This is a genomic window from Chitiniphilus purpureus (assembly GCF_025642115.1).
GTDB lineage: Bacteria > Pseudomonadota > Gammaproteobacteria > Burkholderiales > Chitinibacteraceae > Chitiniphilus > Chitiniphilus purpureus.
Genome location: NZ_CP106753.1, coordinates 635,240 through 650,866, shown reverse-complemented (window position 1 = coordinate 650,866; position 15,627 = coordinate 635,240). Strand labels below are relative to the sequence as shown.

Here is a 15,627-nt window from a genome sequence, read left to right as displayed (position 1 = left end):
GGTGCCGGCGGGGCGACGTACACTCTGGGCAAGCCCCTGCCCGCGGGCAGGTTCCACCCTTACCTTGCAAGGAGTGCAGCATGCGCATCGCCAATGACGTCACCCAGCTGATCGGCAATACCCCGCTGGTCAGACTGAACCGCATCACTGCCGGCAGTGCGGCCACCGTGGTGGCCAAGCTCGAATACATGAACCCGTCCCATTCGGTGAAGGACCGCATCGCGGTCAGCATGATCGACGCCGCCGAAGCCGCCGGGCTGATCGGCCCGCAGACGGTGATCGTCGAGCCCACCTCCGGCAATACCGGCATCGGCCTGGCGATGGTGTGTGCGGCACGCGGCTACAAACTCATCCTGACCATGCCCGAGACCATGTCGCGCGAGCGCCGCGCGCTGCTGCGCGGCTATGGCGCCGAACTGGTGCTCACCCCCGGCCCCGAGGGCATGGGCGGCGCCATCGCCCGGGCCAAGGCACTGTGCCAGGAACATTCGAACCATTTCATGCCGCAGCAGTTCGAGAACCCGGCCAATCCCGAGATCCACCGCCAGACCACGGCCGAGGAGCTGTGGCGCGATACCGATGGCCAGATCGACATCCTGATCTCGGGCGTGGGCACCGGCGGCACCATCACCGGCGTGGCCGAGGTGCTCAAGGCGCGCAAGCCGTCGTTCCAGGCCATCGCCGTCGAGCCGGACGCAAGCCCGGTGCTTTCAGGCGGGCAGAAGGGGCCGCATCCCATCCAGGGCATCGGCGCGGGCTTCGTGCCGGCGGTGCTCAACACCGCCATCTACGACGAAGTGATCCGGGTGACCAATGAGGATGCCTTTGCCACTGCGCGGGCACTGGCCACGCAGGAAGGCATCCTGGCCGGCATCTCGTCCGGCGCTGCCGTGTGGGCCGCAGTGCAGGTCGCCAGCCGCCCGGAACATGCCGGCAAGCTGATTGCGGTGATCATCCCGTCCTTCGGCGAGCGCTATCTGTCGACCAAGCTGTTCGAGGGCCTGCTGGACTGACCATTCGCTCCGGCGTGGCGGCAGGCACGGATGCGTTGCCGCCACGCCGACCGGACGCCGCGCTGCAGCTGGGCTAAAGCGTATCGCCCTCGCCACCCACCCAGTGGGTCTCGTCGCGCAGCACCACCACCACGCCCAACATCCGGTCCGCCGGATCGGTGATGCGTGACACCGATTCGTGGATCGAAAAGGTCAGCCCGAATTTGTTGAGCAGCACGCCCTTGCGCTGCCGGTGGCCTGGGCCGTCGGCGCCGAGCACCTGGCGTGGCAGCGACGGCAACGGCAGGCGCGTCTCGACATCCACCATCATCAGGCAGCGCTCGATCGGCTTGCCCAGCGTCTCGTCCTCGGTCCAGCCGAGCAAGGCGGCCGCCACCGGGTTGAAGTACTGCACCAGCCCGTGCGGGTCGGTGGTGACCACCCCGTCCGCCAGTGCGTCGAGGATGGCGTCGGTGCGGGTCTTTTCCAGCAGCAGCGCCTCCTGCGCCTGCCGCGCGGCGGTCACGTCACGGCCGACGCCGCGGTAGCCGGTGAAGCGCCCGGCCGGGTCGTAGCAGGGCCGCCCACTCAGACTGACCACCACGCGGTGCTGGTCGAGTTCGAGCACGAACACGAAGTCGCGGTAGGGCAGCTGCTGCGCCAGCGTGCGCTTGTGCGCCTCCCACTGCGCCGACGAAATGCCACCGTCACTGAACTCCCAGTAGCGCCGTCCCAGCAGCTGCGTCATGTCGATCTGCTTCTTCTGGAAATACGGTTCGGACAATCCGGTGAGCCGATGCTCAGCGTCCTGGGTCCAGTGCCAGTCGCAGGCCACGTCCAGCAGCTCGGTCAGCCGCTGCAGCTGTCCGGTCAGCTCCAGGTCGCGCGCGCGGCCACGGCTGATGTCGCGCGCCATGGTGACGCTGTAGCCGGCAGGCTCGCGCAGCGGCAGCAACGTCACCGCGTAGTGATACTCCCGGCCATCGTCCATACCGCGCTGCAGTACCCGTTTTTCCACCGGCCCGGCCAGCAGCACCAGCTCCGAAGCGCTCCATAGCGCATCGCGCCGGCCCAGCAGCGGCAGCTGCGGTGTCTCGAAGCGCTGGCGCACCGCCCGGTTGCCATAGACGATGGCGTGGCTGGCATCCCGGACCACCACCATCTCCGACACCATGTCCACCGCCTGCAGCAACGCCAGGCCGAAATCCGGCTCGGCATGCGACGGCGCCAGGGGTATCGCCGGCTCAAGCGGCACGGCGGCCGGAGCCGGATGACGCCGCGCCGCGAGGATGGCCAACGCCACGGTCATGCTACCGCCCAGCAGCCATACCCATAACCGGTCGCCCTGCCCGCCTGCAGGGGCATCCAACACTGCCCGCCATTGCCGGCCCGGCAGGTCGGCCAGTGCTTCGGCGTGGACCTCGGCGGCCCCACGCTCGCCACGGCGCCCCAGCAGCACCGGCGCGGTCCTGGCCCCCGGCGCCAGGCTGTGCCCGGTGTCCCACAGCGCCATGCTCGCGCCGCCGGGCAACTGATCCTCCACCCAATCGAAGATATCGTTGCTGCGAAAGGCGATCACCAGCAGGCCCTTGAAGGCGGTACGGCGCTCAGCCACGCTGTCCAACGGCATGCCGCGCTGGTAGACGGGGTAATACAGCGCATAACCCAGCGGTTGCCCCTTGAGCTGCGTAAACCGCAGCGGGGCGCTGAACAGCGCAAGATTGCGGTCGCGGATGAATCCGATGAACTGCAAGGTATCGCGCTGCGCGGCGATGTCGTATCCGACATAGCGACGGGTGGCCGTGTTGGACGGGTAGATGTAATCGGTGAAGTAGTAGGCAGGGCGCGCACCGGGCGGCCGGGCCTGCAGGCTGTCCGGATCCAGCCCTTCGACCGCGGCAAGGCCGGCGAGGTACGCGGCAAGGTCGGCGGCCGGCACATGGCGCACGAAGGTCAGCATCAGAAAACCGGGCTGGCGCGTCAGGAAGTTGTGCTGGTCGAGCATGGCGGCGAACGTGGCCCGGTCCAGCTCGGGATTGGCGATGAAGGCACCGCGCAACGCGCGCAGCGTTTCGTCAAAGCGCTGCACCCGCGCTTCGAGCTGCACCGTCATCAGCCTTGCCGTCTGCGCCAGCCGCGCCTGCCCCTGCCGCAGCTGAAGCCGGGCCAGCCACAGGTCGAGCGCGGTGGTGAGCGCCACCCCCGTCAGCAAGGCGAGGATCACGGGCAGCAAGGCAGGGCGGGCAAGCTTCATAGGCGTAGGGCACGTTCCGAAGGTGCGGGCACGTCTCCAAACACTATGCGCAAATCCGGAACCAGGGCAAATCGGGCAACGTGCATTGCACGGCACAGGCGATGCCGATATGACAACGACGGCATGGCCGCGGCCCCGCCATACCTGGCGAAACGGTGCCGGCGACGGTGTTCAGCGGCGCTTGCCGGGCCCCACCTTGCGCCCTGCCCCGGCGTTGCCGCGTGGTGTCGGAACCGGGCCGCGGCGGGGTGCGGCGGCACGCTTCTCGCCCTGCGCCGGCGGTACCAGGTGGTTGGGACTGTGGCCGATCAGATCGGCGCGGCCCATGGCCATCAGGCCTTCGCGCAGGATCGGCCAGTTCTCCGGATCGTGGTAGCGCAGGAACGCCTTGTGCAGCCGACGCTGCTTGGCGTCCTTGACGACAAGCACCTTTTCCGAGGAGCGGGCCAGCTTTCTGAGCGGGTTGCGGCCGGTGTGCCACATCGTGGTCGCGAGCGCCATCGGCGTCGGGGTGAATGCCTGCACCTGATCCGGCTTGAAGCCGTTGCGTTTGAGCCACAACGCCAGATTGAGCATGTCCTCGTCGCGGGTGCCGGGGTGGGCGGCGATGAAGTACGGAATCAGATATTGCTGCTTGCCGGCCTGCCGGCTGTAGTGCTCGAACAGCTGTTTGAAGCGCTCGAAGCTGCCGATGCCCGGCTTCATCATCTTCGACAGCGGCCCATCCTCGGTATGCTCCGGCGCGATCTTCAGATAGCCGCTCACATGGTGGGTGACCAGCTCCTTGATGTATTCAGGCGATTCGACCGCAAGGTCGTAGCGCAGGCCGGAACCGATGGTGATCTTCTTGACCCCGGGGATCGCCCGCGCCTTGCGGTAGAGCTGGATCAGATGCGAATGGTCGGTGTTGAGGTTCTCGCAGATGCCGGGGTAGACACACGACAGCCGCCGACAGGACTGCTCGATCTGCGGGTCCTTGCACGCCAGCCGGTACATGTTGGCCGTGGGGCCGCCCAGGTCCGAGATATGGCCCTTGAAGTCCTCGGTCTTGTCGCGGATGTCCTCGATCTCCTTGAGGATGGATTGCTCCGAGCGGCTCTGGATGATGCGGCCCTCATGCTCGGTGATCGAGCAGAAGGTGCAGCCGCCGAAGCAGCCGCGCATGATGTTGATCGAGAAGCGGATCATCTCCCACGCCGGGATATGCGCCTTGCCGTAGCTGGGATGCGGATTGCGCGCGTAGGCGAGGCCATAGACGTAATCCATCTCCGGCGTGGTGAGCGGGATCGGCGGCGGATTGAGCCAGACGTCGCGCTCGCCGTGCTGCTGCACCATGGCACGTGCATTGCCGGGGTTGGATTCCAGATGCAGCGTGCGGCTGGCATGTGCGTACAGCACCGGGTCGTGCGCCACGGCCTCATAGGCCGGGATGCGCACCACGGTGCGCAGCCGTTCGGCCTGGCGCGCGGCGATGCGCTCGGCCTTGGTCTGGATGCGGATCGGCTGCGGCGCCGCCGGATCGTTGCACGCCGGCCCCTGTTTCTCGCTTTCCATTGCATAGGGGTCGGGATGCGGATCGACCCGGCCGGGCACGTCGACCGTGCTCGAATCGAGCACCGCCCAATCATGTGCCGGCATCCAGCCATGCGCGGTCATGAAGGCGGTGCCGCGCACGTCGCGGATCTCGCGCAGCTTTTCGCCGGCGGCGACGCGGTGCGCCACTTCGACCAGCGCGCGCTCGGCGTTGCCGAACAACAGCAGGTCGGCCTTGGCATAGACCAGCGCCGACTGGCGCACCTTGTCGCTCCAATAGTCGTACTGCGCGATGCGGCGCAGGCTGCCCTCGATGCCGCCGATCATGATCTGTACGCCCGGATATGCCTCGCGGCAGCGCTGCGAATAGATCGTCACCGCCCGGTCCGGCCGCCGCCCGGCCACGCCGTCAGGGGTATAGGCATCGTCCGAGCGCGGCCTGCGGTCGGCCGTGTAGCGGTTGATCATCGAATCCATGTTGCCGGCGGTGACACCGAAAAAAAGACGCGGCCGGCCCAGTGCCTTGTAAGGCTCGGCACTGTCCCATTCCGGCTGCGCGATGATGCCCACGCGCAACCCCTGCGCCTCCAGCAACCGCCCCACCAGTGCCATGCCGAAGCTGGGGTGGTCGATATAGCAATCGCCGCTGACGAGCACGACATCGCACTCGTCCCAGCCCAGCGCCGCCATCTCGTCCCGACTCATCGGCAGAAAGGGCGCAGGCCGGCCATGGCGGGCCGGCGCGTAGTCATAAAGGGGGGTGGCAACGGGATTCATGGCGGCATGAGCAAAGCGAATCGCGCATTGTGGCAGATTTGCCCGGCCACGCCAAAGGCACCAGGCGGAAAATACTGAAAATTCAATTGGATAGGGATTTCAGCCGGCGCACATTCCAAAGTGATCACAAGCCCGCACTACTCGGGCAGGGTCCGGCCGGCAACCTGCCCGCGGTGTTTTATCAAACTGGACTGCCCGGACTCCTGTAGGCATTCCAGTCCTATGATTGAACAGTCACCGAAAGCCCGCCCCCTACGCCCATCTCCCCAATGGAATCCCCCATGGACAATCTGTTTGCAGCGATCCCCGCCGGGCTGGGCGAGGAATGGATCGAGACCATGGCGGCAGGGCCTGGTGTGCGGGTCGAGCGTATCGTATCCACCGGGCAGGTCTCACCCGAAGGCTTCTGGTATGACCAAGCGCAAGCCGAGTGGGTGGTGGTGCTGGAAGGTGAAGCGCGGCTGCGTTTTGCCGATATGGCGCACGATCTCACTCTCGGTGTGGGCGATCATGTGCTGATTGCGCCAGGTCGGCGCCATCAGGTGACCTACACGGCCGATCGCACGGTATGGCTGGCGGTGTGGTGGACGGCATAGCGCCAAGCCGGCAGCCATCGTTGCAAGGTACGCATCGCTGGAGCTCCCGATGGGTCGATGGCGACGCGCAGCATCGGCCAGCCCCCATTCACACTGGCGCGCCCGGTACCTGCCTGCCGGGCACAAGCAGGCATAACCCGGGTGATACGCCCTGCAGGCGGGCCAGGGTTGTGTCTAGGCGGCAGCCACTACGGCTTGGCGGCTACAATCGGCGGTCTTTCGAGGGATGCCGTCATGCAAATCTGGGTCGATGCCGATGCCTGTCCGCGGGCGATCAAGGACATTCTGTTCCGGGCCGCGGAACGCGCCCAGGTGCGTACCACGCTGATCGCCAACCAGCTGCTGGCCGTGCCGCCGTCGCCCTGGATTGCCGCGCTGCAGGTGCCGCGCGGTTTCGATGTGGCCGATGCGGCCATCGTCGAGCGCGTTGCCGCGGGCGACCTTGTCATCACTGCCGACATTCCGCTTGCAGCCGCCGTGATCGAACGCGGGGCCCTGGTGCTCGATCCGCGCGGCGAGCACCTCTCGCCCGAGAATATCCGCGAACGGCTGAGCCTGCGGGACTTCATGCAGGGGCTGCGCGACAGTGGCGTCGACACCGGCGGCCCGGCCAGCCTGTCCGGCAGCGACAGGCAGGCGTTTGCCCGCCAGCTCGACCGCCTGCTGGCTGCCACCAAGCCACGCGGCTGACGCCCTGTCGCGCTCAGGCGTGTGCCGGCCGGCTGCCGCCCTGCGGCTGTGGCACAGCCTGGGGAGTGCGGCGGTAACGGGTCAGCGACAGGCCGCTGACATCGATCTGCGGTGCACGGCCCAGTACCAGGTCGGCCAGCACGTGGGCCGAGCCACACGCCATGGTCCAGCCCAGCGTGCCATGGCCGGTGTTGAGAAACAGATTGCGCAGTGGGGTGCCGCAGACCAGCGGGGCGCCATCCGGGGTCATCGGCCGCAATCCGGTCCACGCCTGCCCCTGCTGCGGATCGGTGGCGTCGGGGAACAGATCGCCGGCGACCATCCGCAGCGTGGCCACCCGGCGCGGATCCAGTGCGTGGTCGTAGCCGGCCAGTTCCGCCATGCCACCCACGCGCAGCCGCGCATCGAACCGGGTCAGCGCGATCTTGTAGGTCTCGTCCAGCACGGTGGAACGTGGCGCGGATTGGGGGTCGGCCAGGGGCAGCGTCAGCGAGTAGCCTTTGACCGGATAGATCGGCAGCGACAGGCCCAGCTCGCGCGCCAGCGCACGGCTGGTGCAGCCGGCCGCCAGCACCACGGCATCGGGCGTGAACACCTCGCCATCGTCCAGCAGCACCTCGCGGATGCGCCCCTGCGTGACGACCAGTTGTTCCACCTCGGTCAGGTAGCGGAACACCACGCCGGCGGCGGCGGCATGCTGCGCCAACCGTTCGGTGAACAACCGGCAATCGCCGGTTTCATCGTTGGGCAGGTGCAATGCGCCCACCAGCTTGTGCGCCACCCGTGCCAACGCCGGTTCCACCTCGGCCAGCTCGTCCACGCCCAGCAGCGCGTGCGGCACACCCAGGCCCGCCAGCAGGTCGGCGTCGCGCCGGGCAGCGGCCAGCTGCGGCGCAGTGCGCAACACCTGCAGCGTGCCAAGGCTGCGCGCCTCGTATTGCAGCCCCAGCGTGTGGCGCAGCCGCCGCAGTTCGTCGCGGCTGTATTCGGCCAACGCCACCATACGCGACTTGTTGCGTGCATAGGCGGTCGGGGTGCAGTTGGCGAGCATCCTGGCCATCCAGCTCAACTGGAACAGGCTGTGGTCTGGCCGGATACGCAGTGGCGCATGCCGTGACAGCAGCCATTTGATCGCCTTGAGCGGCACGCCGGGTGCGGCCCAGGGCGCGGCGTAGCCGGGCGAGATCTGGCCCGCGTTGGCATAGCTTGCCTCTTCCGCCGGTGCCGCATGCCGTTCCACCACTGTCACGTCGCACCCGGCCTGGCGCAGATACCACGCCGTGCTCACACCGACCACCCCGGCTCCGATCACGATCACGTTCATGATCCACCCCATATTGCTGGATATAGTGAATAGACACAGTATATTGTTGTCGTACCAGTGTTTTTCCCTATTGAACCGGCGAGTTTTGGAGGAAAAATGAGGACGCGATACCACGGCGGGCGTGAGTTGGACCGGATCGACCACAAGATCCTGCGTGCCTTGCAACACAACGCGCGACTGTCGATCACCGAACTTGCCGAGCAGGTAGGGCTGACCGCCACGCCGTGTGCCGAACGGGTGAAGCGGCTGGAGGAGACCGGCGTGATCCTGGGCTATCACGCGCGGCTCAATCCGCAGAAGCTGGCGGCGCCGCTGCTGGTGTTCGTGGAACTGAAGCTCTCGCGCAAATCGAGCGAGCTGTTCGATGATCTGCGCCACGCCGTGGCTGCCATCCCCGAAGTGCTCGAATGCCACCTGATTGCAGGGGATTTCGACTATCTGCTGAAGGCACGGCTGCCCGACATGAGCCACTATCGACGGCTGCTGGGCGACATCCTGCTGCGCCTGCCGGGTGCCGCGGAATCGCGCAGCTATATCGTGATGGAGGAAGTGAAGGAAACCCTGGCACTGCCGCTGCCGGACTAGCAACCCGGCGAAAGCCCTTCCGAAGCCTGCGGGACACGCCGGAAGGCCGGCGCCTGCACCATGCATCCTGCAGACGGGCGTCGCATCGCACTGTGCATGCGCTACCCGACCGACCGCATGCCGTGGCGAAAAGACCGTGAGGCGCTAAGCTATGCTTGGCACGCACCGCGCGGCGGTCCGCTGCCTACCCCTCACCACCGGAACACCCCCATGGCCCTGATTCCGTCCACCATGCTGCCGCTGGGCAGCCCGCTACCGGCCTTCACCCTGCCCGACGGCGACGGCACGCGCTATCGCAGCATCGATCTGCTCGGGCCGAGCGGGTTGCTGGTGATCTTCATCTGCAACCATTGCCCGTATGTGCAGCACATCAACCCGGCGCTGGCGCCGTTGGGGCGCGAATTCGCGGCGCAGGGGGTGGGCATGGTCGCGATCTCGTCCAACGACGTGGCCCGCTACCCCCAGGATGGCCCGGCGCAGATGGCTGCCGTGGCACGCGAGCAGGACTATACCTTTCCCTATCTGTACGACGAGACGCAGGACGTGGCGCGCGCCTTCAACGCCGCCTGCACGCCCGATCTGTTCCTGTTCGACGGTGCCGGCGCGTTGGTGTATCGCGGCCAGTTCGACGACACGCGGCCCGGCGGCGCACCGGCCACCGGTGCCGCCGTCCGGGCGGCGGTGGAGGCGCTGACCAACGACCTGCCACTGCCGGCGGAGCAACAGCCCAGCGTGGGCTGCAGCATCAAGTGGAAATAAGCGGATCACGGAACGGCAGGTGCATCTCCAGCTCCTGCCGGTAGGCGGATACCGCCTGCCGCTCCTGCCCGAGGAAACGATCGACCGCATCGGCAAAGGCCGGATGGGCCAGCCAGTGCGCCGAATAGGTGATCACTGGGCTGAAACCACGTGCCAGCTTGTGCTCGCCCTGGGCGCCGCCTTCGAATGCCGCGAGCCCCTCGGCCAGTGCGAACTCGATGCCCTGGTAGTAACACAGCTCGAAGTGCAGCCCAGGCACCCAGCCGCCGGCATCCCATTGCGCCCCCCAATAGCGCCCGTACAGCCGGTCAGGCCCGACCAGGTTCAGCGCAGCCGCAATCGGCACCCCATCGCGTGAGGCCTGCACCATCAGCCAATCGTCAGGGGCGGCCGTGTGCGCTGCGCGGAAGAACGCAAGATTGAGATACGGCGTGGAACGATGCTGCCGATAGGTCGCTTCATAGCAGCGGATGAAGAACGCCCAGTCCATCGCGTCGATCTGTGAGCCCCGCTTGCGCTCGATCGCCACCCCGGCCTGCGCCACCCGCCGCCGCTCCTGCCGAATGCGCTTGCGCTTGTCGCGGGCAAGGCTTGCCAGGAAGTCGTCGAAATCGCGCCAGTGCGGCTGACGCAGCCAATGGAACTGCACCTGTTCGCGCCGCAGCATGCCCATCGCCTGCGCTGCGGCCAGGTCCTCGTTATCAGCGAACAGCAGGTGCAGCGACGACAGGCCGTCCTGCCCGGCCCGCTCGCGCGCAGCATTGAGCAACAACAGACGGTCCTGCGCCGAACCGGCGAACAGCCGGGCGCCGGGCACTGGCGTGAACGGGATCGCACAGACCAGCTTGGGATAGTAGGCCAGCCCATGTTCGGCGTAGGCGCGTGCCCAGGCCCAATCGAACACGTATTCGCCGAACGAGTGCGTCTTGGCATAGAGCGGCATCGCCGCGCACAGCCGACCGTCCCGCCATAGGCCCAGATGGCAGGGCTGCCAGCCGGTGCCCGGGCCCACCGCGCCGCTTGCCTCCAGGGCCGCCAGGAACGCATGGCGCTGTGCCGGATGGGCGCCGGCAAGGGCGTTCCATTGATCGGCAGGCAGATCGTCGATGCGGGGATGCACGCGCAATTGGGTATCAGACATGGAAAAGGCCATGCAGTAGGGAATGACAAGTGCAACGGGTCCGGGCTACAGTGGCGGCCCCATGGACCGGACCGGCCTCGGGCAGGCACCTTCGACACCCGTCACGGACCGGTTATACCATCACCGGATTGCAGTCGGAGCTGTTGCAGCATGTCCAACCCGTTGCGTGTCGGCCTGATCGGATACGGTTACGCCGGCAAGACCTTCCATGCCCCGTTGATCCATGCCACTCCCGGACTGTCGCTGGTCGCAGTGGCCAGTTCCCGGCCAGCGGACGTGATCGCGGATTGGCCGGATGTCGCGGTCAAGACCGAGCCGGCAGCGCTGATCACCCGCCCGGATCTGGATCTGGTGGTGATCGCCACCCCCAACGACACGCATGCGCCCCTGGCCCGCGCCGCGCTGGCCGCCGGCAAGCATGTGGTGGTGGACAAGCCGTTCACGCTGAGCGTGGCCGAAGCGGACGCGCTGGTCGTGACGGCACGCGAAATGAACCGGGTGCTGTCGATATTCCACAACCGGCGCTGGGATGCCGATTTCCTGGCATTGCGCCAGCTCATGGCGGACGGCGCCCTGGGCCGGGTGACGCTGCTGCAAAGCCGGTTCGACCGTTACCGGCCCGCCGTGCGGCAGCGTTGGCGCGAAGGCGGCGGCCCGGGCGGCGGCCTGTGGTTCGACCTGGGCCCGCATCTGGTCGACCAGGCGTTGCAGCTGTTCGGCATGCCGCAGATGGTCAGCGCCGATCTGGCGATCCGGCGCGATGGCGGTGTGGCGGTGGACGACGCGCTGGTGGTGCTGCACTACCCGACACAACGGGTCGAACTGGGCGCCAGCATGCTGGTCAGCGGCGGCACGGCGCGCTTCGTGGCGCACGGCACGGCGGCAAGCTTCGAAGTGCACGGGCTCGACAATCAGGAAGACCAGCTCAAGGCCGGCCTCACCCCTGCCGACCCGGATTGGGGCCGCGATCCCCGCACGGGCACGCTGCATCGCTGGACCGACGACGCGCCGCATGCCGACCCGGTGATCCTGCCGCGCGGCGACTATCCGGCCTACTACGCCGGCGTGCGCGACGCGCTGCTGGGCCTTGCACCCAACCCGGTCTCCGGGGAAGAAGCGAGCGCTGTGATGCGGGTGATCGAAGCGGCGATACGCAGCGCGCAGCGGCGCGCGCAGGTGAGGCCCTAGCCGCCGCAACAGCAGGCCGGCGCGGCAGGTAGCACCCTATCCCGCCACGTTGAGCGCCAACCATCCGGGCATCGGCGCACCCGCTGCCGACAGGCCGGGACCTTGAGCACACGGCAGCGTCCTGGCACGATCCTGCGGATGACCAGCAAACGCCCCGAAGCGCAGCATCTGCGCGATCTTGCCCGCTTGCGTCGCGTCCGTGACCGGATCGACCGGGACTACGCCCAGCCGCTGGATGTCGAGGCGCTGGCGCGCAGCGTGCACATGTCGGGCGGGCATCTGAGCCGGCAGTTCCGGCTGGCCTATGGGGAGTCGGTCTATTCATACCTGATGACGCGCCGCATCGAGCGCGCGATGGCACTGCTGCGCCGTGGCGACCTGAGCGTGACCGAAGTCTGTTTCGAGGTCGGTGCCTCGTCGCTGGGCACCTTCAGCACACGCTTCACCGAATTGGTGGGCATGCCGCCGAGTGTCTACCGGCTCAAGGCCGCTGGCGAAGTGGCCGGCATGCCCTCCTGCGTGGCCAAGCAGGTGACGCGGCCGATCAGGAATCGAGAAGCGCCGCCCGGCGCACCGGCCCTAGACTGACGCCATGGCTTTCCCGCCATCCACCAGGAGACGACACCATGGACCTCAGCATCCACTCGACCTTCCTGCCGCACACCGACGCGGCGGTTTCACTGGCCTTCTATCGCGACACACTCGGCTTCGAAGTGCGCAACGACGTCGCCTACGGCGGCAACCGCTGGATCACGGTGGGCCCCCAAGGCCAGCCCGGCACGTCCATCGTGCTGTACCCGCCCGGTGCCACACCGGGCCTCACCGACGACGAGCGCCGCACCATCGTCGAAATGATGGCCAAGGGCACCTTCGCGATGATCCTGCTCGCCACGCCCGACCTTGATGCAGTCTTCGAGAGGCTGCAGGCGGCAGACGCCGAGATTGTGCAGGAGCCGACCGACCAGCCCTATGGCGTACGCGACTGCGGCGTGCGCGACCCCGCAGGCAATATGATCCGCATCCAGGAACGACGCTGACACTCGCTGGCGGGCACGGCAGTGCAACAGGAGGACATCACCGGCATGGCCACCAGGAAGACGACACAGCCCGATACGCAGCACGTGGCCGACCGCCACGATCGCATCCGCGTGCAGGGCGCGCGCGAGAACAACCTCAAGGACGTGAACATCGAGCTGCCGAAACGTCGGCTGACGGTGTTCACCGGCGTCTCCGGCTCAGGCAAGAGCTCGCTGGTGTTCGACACCATCGCCGCCGAATCGCAGCGCATGATCAATGAGACCTACAGCGCCTTCGTGCAGGGTTTCATGCCGACGCTGGCACGCCCCGACGTCGACCGGCTGGACGGGCTGACCACCGCCATCATCGTCGACCAGGAGCGCATGGGCGCCAACCCGCGCGCCACCGTGGGCACCGCGACCGACGCCAATGCGATGCTGCGCATCCTGTTCAGCCGCCTGGGCAAGCCGCATATCGGCCCGCCCGGTGCCTTTGCCTTCAACGTGCCATCGGTGCAGGCCACCGGCGTGATCACGGTCGAGCGCGGCAACAAGACCGCCCAAAAGCAGACCTTCAGCCGCGCCGGCGGCATGTGTCCGCGCTGCGAGGGCATGGGCAATGTCAGCGACATCGATCTGGCCCAGCTCTACGACGCGAGCAAATCCCTTAACGACGGTGCGGTCAACATCCCCGGCTACAGCATGGAAGGCTGGTATGGCCGCATCTTCCGCGGCTGCGGTTTTTTCGACCCCGACAAGCCCATCGCCAGGTTCACCGAGCGCGAGCTGCACGACCTGCTGCACAAGGAGGCGACCAAGATCAAGGTGGACGGCATCAACCTGACCTACATGGGGCTGATCCCGTCCATCCAGAAATCCTTCCTGTCCAAGGACGTGGACGCGCTGCAGCCGCACATCCGCGCCTTCGTCGACCGCGTCGTCACCTTCCAGACCTGCCCCGACTGCCACGGCACGCGGCTCAACGAGGCGGCGCGTTCGTGCAGGATCGGGCAGATCAGCATCGCCGACGCCTGCGCGATGCAGATCAGCGACCTTGCCGATTGGATACGGGGCATCGCCGAACCATCGGTGGCGCCCTTGCTGGAGGCGCTGCAGCAGACACTGGATTCGTTCGCCGAGATCGGCCTTGGCTACCTCGCGCTCGACCGGCCGACCGGCACCCTGTCCGGCGGTGAGGCGCAACGCGTCAAGATGATCCGCCACCTGGGCTCCGCACTCACCGATGTGACCTACGTGTTCGACGAACCGACGGTGGGGCTGCATCCGCACGACATCCAGCGCATGAACGGGCTGCTGCTGCGACTGCGTGACAAGGGCAACACCGTGCTTGTCGTGGAACACAAGCCCGAGACGATCGCCATCGCCGATCACGTGGTCGACCTCGGCCCCGGCGCGGGCAGTGCGGGCGGCAAGGTGGTCTTCGAGGGCAGCGTCGATGCGCTGCGCGGCAGCGGCACGCTGACCGGCCGCCACCTGGACGATCGCGCGCAGTTGAAACCCGCGGTGCGCCAACCCACCGGCAAGCTCGCGATCCGCGGTGCCGACGCGCACAACCTGCAGCAGGTCGACGTCGACATCCCGCTGGGCGTGCTGGTGGTGGTCACCGGCGTGGCCGGCTCGGGCAAGAGCTCGCTGGTCCACGGCTCGGTGTCGGGGCGCGACGGTGTGGTCGCGGTCGATCAAAGTGCGATCCGCGGCTCGCGCCGCAGCAACCCGGCCACCTACACCGGGCTGCTCGATCCGATCCGCACAGCGTTCGCCAAGGCCAATGGCGTGAAGCCGGCGCTGTTCAGCGCCAACTCCGAAGGCGCCTGCCCGGCCTGCAACGGCGCCGGGGTCATCTTCACCGATCTGGCGACGATGGCCGGCGTGGCCACCCCTTGCGAGGAATGCGAAGGCAAGCGCTTCCAGGCCGCGGTGCTGGCCTATCACCTTGGCGGGCGCAACATCAGCGAGGTGCTGGCGATGTCGGTGACGGAAGCGGCGGCATTCTTCGGTGCCGGGGAGGCGAAGACCCCGGCCGCGCATGCGATCCTCGCACGGCTCGACGGTGTGGGCCTGGGCTATCTGAGCCTCGGCCAGCCGTTGACCACCCTCTCCGGCGGCGAGCGCCAGCGGCTCAAGCTTGCCACCCAGATGGCCGAGAAGGGCGGCATCTACGTACTGGACGAACCCACCAGCGGCCTGCACCTGGCCGATGTCGCACAGCTGCTCGGCCTGCTGGACCGGCTGGTCGACGCCGGCAAGTCGGTGATCGTGATCGAACATCATCAGGCAGTGATGGCGCATGCCGACTGGATCATCGACCTGGGGCCAGGAGCGGGCCACGATGGGGGGCGGGTGGTGTTCGAGGGGACGCCCGCCGAACTGGTCGAACGCCGATCCACCCTGACCGGCAAGCACCTCGCCGCCTATGTCGGGGCGACACCCGACGCCGAGCACTAGCCCATCCACCGAAAGCCGGCGCCCGGGTCACCCGGGCGTCGGCGTGCTCCAGGTTCCTCTGCCCGCCCGGCCTTCGAGCCGTTCCCGCACCTGCCTGTAGCGCCCCGATGCGGCAGTGCAGCCACGGCACGGCGCAGCGGCATGCCCCGACGCGGCACAACGCCGTTGGTGACGTGGCCTCACCCTGGATACGCAGGTGGTGGTCGGGAATACCGGGCCCGTCCGGATCACGCCACGGCGGTGAAAAAGGCGGCAACGCGCGCAGGCGGCGCCTTCAGATGGCTCCCTCGCGATGCCAGCCCGCCG

Annotated in this window: 13 protein-coding genes; 9 read left to right on the top strand and 4 right to left on the bottom strand. The window is 67.5% G+C overall.

What is annotated here, in order from left to right; all coding sequences use genetic code 11:
- The first annotated feature begins 80 nt into the window (after positions 1 to 80).
- Positions 81 to 1,013, top strand: coding sequence for a cysteine synthase A (cysK, locus tag N8I74_RS02945; RefSeq protein WP_263125429.1), 933 nt, complete (start codon positions 81 to 83; stop codon positions 1,011 to 1,013).
- Between the two features lie 73 nt (positions 1,014 to 1,086).
- Here cysK and N8I74_RS02940 read toward each other — a convergent pair whose 3' ends face one another.
- Both N8I74_RS02940 and N8I74_RS02935 read right to left on the bottom strand, forming a co-directional pair.
- Positions 1,087 to 3,246, bottom strand: coding sequence for a CHASE domain-containing protein (locus tag N8I74_RS02940; protein ID WP_263125428.1), 2,160 nt, complete (start codon positions 3,244 to 3,246; stop codon positions 1,087 to 1,089).
- A 171-nt stretch (positions 3,247 to 3,417) separates the two neighbouring features.
- Positions 3,418 to 5,556 carry a YgiQ family radical SAM protein gene (locus tag N8I74_RS02935; RefSeq protein ID WP_263125427.1) on the bottom strand — a complete coding sequence of 713 codons (2,139 nt, stop codon included), beginning with the start codon at positions 5,554 to 5,556 and terminating at the stop codon, positions 3,418 to 3,420.
- A 281-nt stretch (positions 5,557 to 5,837) separates the two neighbouring features.
- On the opposite strand from N8I74_RS02935, the gene N8I74_RS02930 reads away from it, so the two are divergent.
- Positions 5,838 to 6,152, top strand: coding sequence for a cupin domain-containing protein (locus N8I74_RS02930; protein ID WP_263125426.1), 315 nt, complete (start codon positions 5,838 to 5,840; stop codon positions 6,150 to 6,152).
- A gap of 234 nt (positions 6,153 to 6,386) precedes the next feature.
- The gene (locus N8I74_RS02925; RefSeq protein WP_263125425.1) at positions 6,387 to 6,842 is read left to right on the top strand and encodes a YaiI/YqxD family protein; all 456 of its coding nucleotides are present in this window, start codon (positions 6,387 to 6,389) and stop codon (positions 6,840 to 6,842) included.
- Positions 6,843 to 6,855: 13 nt separating this feature from the next.
- Here N8I74_RS02925 and N8I74_RS02920 read toward each other — a convergent pair whose 3' ends face one another.
- Positions 6,856 to 8,166 (bottom strand): D-amino acid dehydrogenase, encoded by a 1,311-nt coding sequence (locus N8I74_RS02920; protein ID WP_263125424.1) that lies wholly within the window; start codon positions 8,164 to 8,166, stop codon positions 6,856 to 6,858.
- Between the two features lie 96 nt (positions 8,167 to 8,262).
- Here N8I74_RS02920 and N8I74_RS02915 point away from each other — a divergent pair, with 96 nt between their 5' ends.
- Both N8I74_RS02915 and N8I74_RS02910 read left to right on the top strand, forming a co-directional pair.
- The gene (locus N8I74_RS02915) at positions 8,263 to 8,751 is read left to right on the top strand and encodes an Lrp/AsnC ligand binding domain-containing protein (RefSeq protein ID WP_263125423.1); all 489 of its coding nucleotides are present in this window, start codon (positions 8,263 to 8,265) and stop codon (positions 8,749 to 8,751) included.
- Positions 8,752 to 8,961: 210 nt separating this feature from the next.
- The gene (locus N8I74_RS02910; RefSeq protein WP_263125422.1) at positions 8,962 to 9,510 is read left to right on the top strand and encodes a thioredoxin family protein; all 549 of its coding nucleotides are present in this window, start codon (positions 8,962 to 8,964) and stop codon (positions 9,508 to 9,510) included.
- Here the strand turns inward: N8I74_RS02910 and N8I74_RS02905 are convergent.
- Complete coding sequence (locus N8I74_RS02905; protein ID WP_263125421.1) at positions 9,497 to 10,651, bottom strand: GNAT family N-acetyltransferase; 1,155 nt, start codon at positions 10,649 to 10,651, stop codon at positions 9,497 to 9,499. The two genes, N8I74_RS02910 and N8I74_RS02905, sit on opposite strands and share 14 nt — an antisense overlap.
- A gap of 150 nt (positions 10,652 to 10,801) precedes the next feature.
- Between N8I74_RS02905 and N8I74_RS02900 the strand changes: the two genes are divergently transcribed.
- From N8I74_RS02900 to N8I74_RS02885, 4 genes are all read left to right on the top strand, one after another.
- The gene (locus N8I74_RS02900) at positions 10,802 to 11,839 is read left to right on the top strand and encodes an oxidoreductase (protein WP_263125420.1); all 1,038 of its coding nucleotides are present in this window, start codon (positions 10,802 to 10,804) and stop codon (positions 11,837 to 11,839) included.
- A 138-nt stretch (positions 11,840 to 11,977) separates the two neighbouring features.
- Positions 11,978 to 12,427, top strand: coding sequence for a helix-turn-helix transcriptional regulator (locus N8I74_RS02895; protein WP_263125419.1), 450 nt, complete (start codon positions 11,978 to 11,980; stop codon positions 12,425 to 12,427).
- Between the two features lie 38 nt (positions 12,428 to 12,465).
- Positions 12,466 to 12,876, top strand: coding sequence for a VOC family protein (locus N8I74_RS02890; RefSeq protein ID WP_263125418.1), 411 nt, complete (start codon positions 12,466 to 12,468; stop codon positions 12,874 to 12,876).
- A 45-nt stretch (positions 12,877 to 12,921) separates the two neighbouring features.
- Entirely contained in the window at positions 12,922 to 15,321 is a 2,400-nt protein-coding gene (locus tag N8I74_RS02885; protein ID WP_263125417.1) for an excinuclease ABC subunit UvrA, read from the top strand.
- Positions 15,322 to 15,627 lie beyond the last annotated feature (306 nt).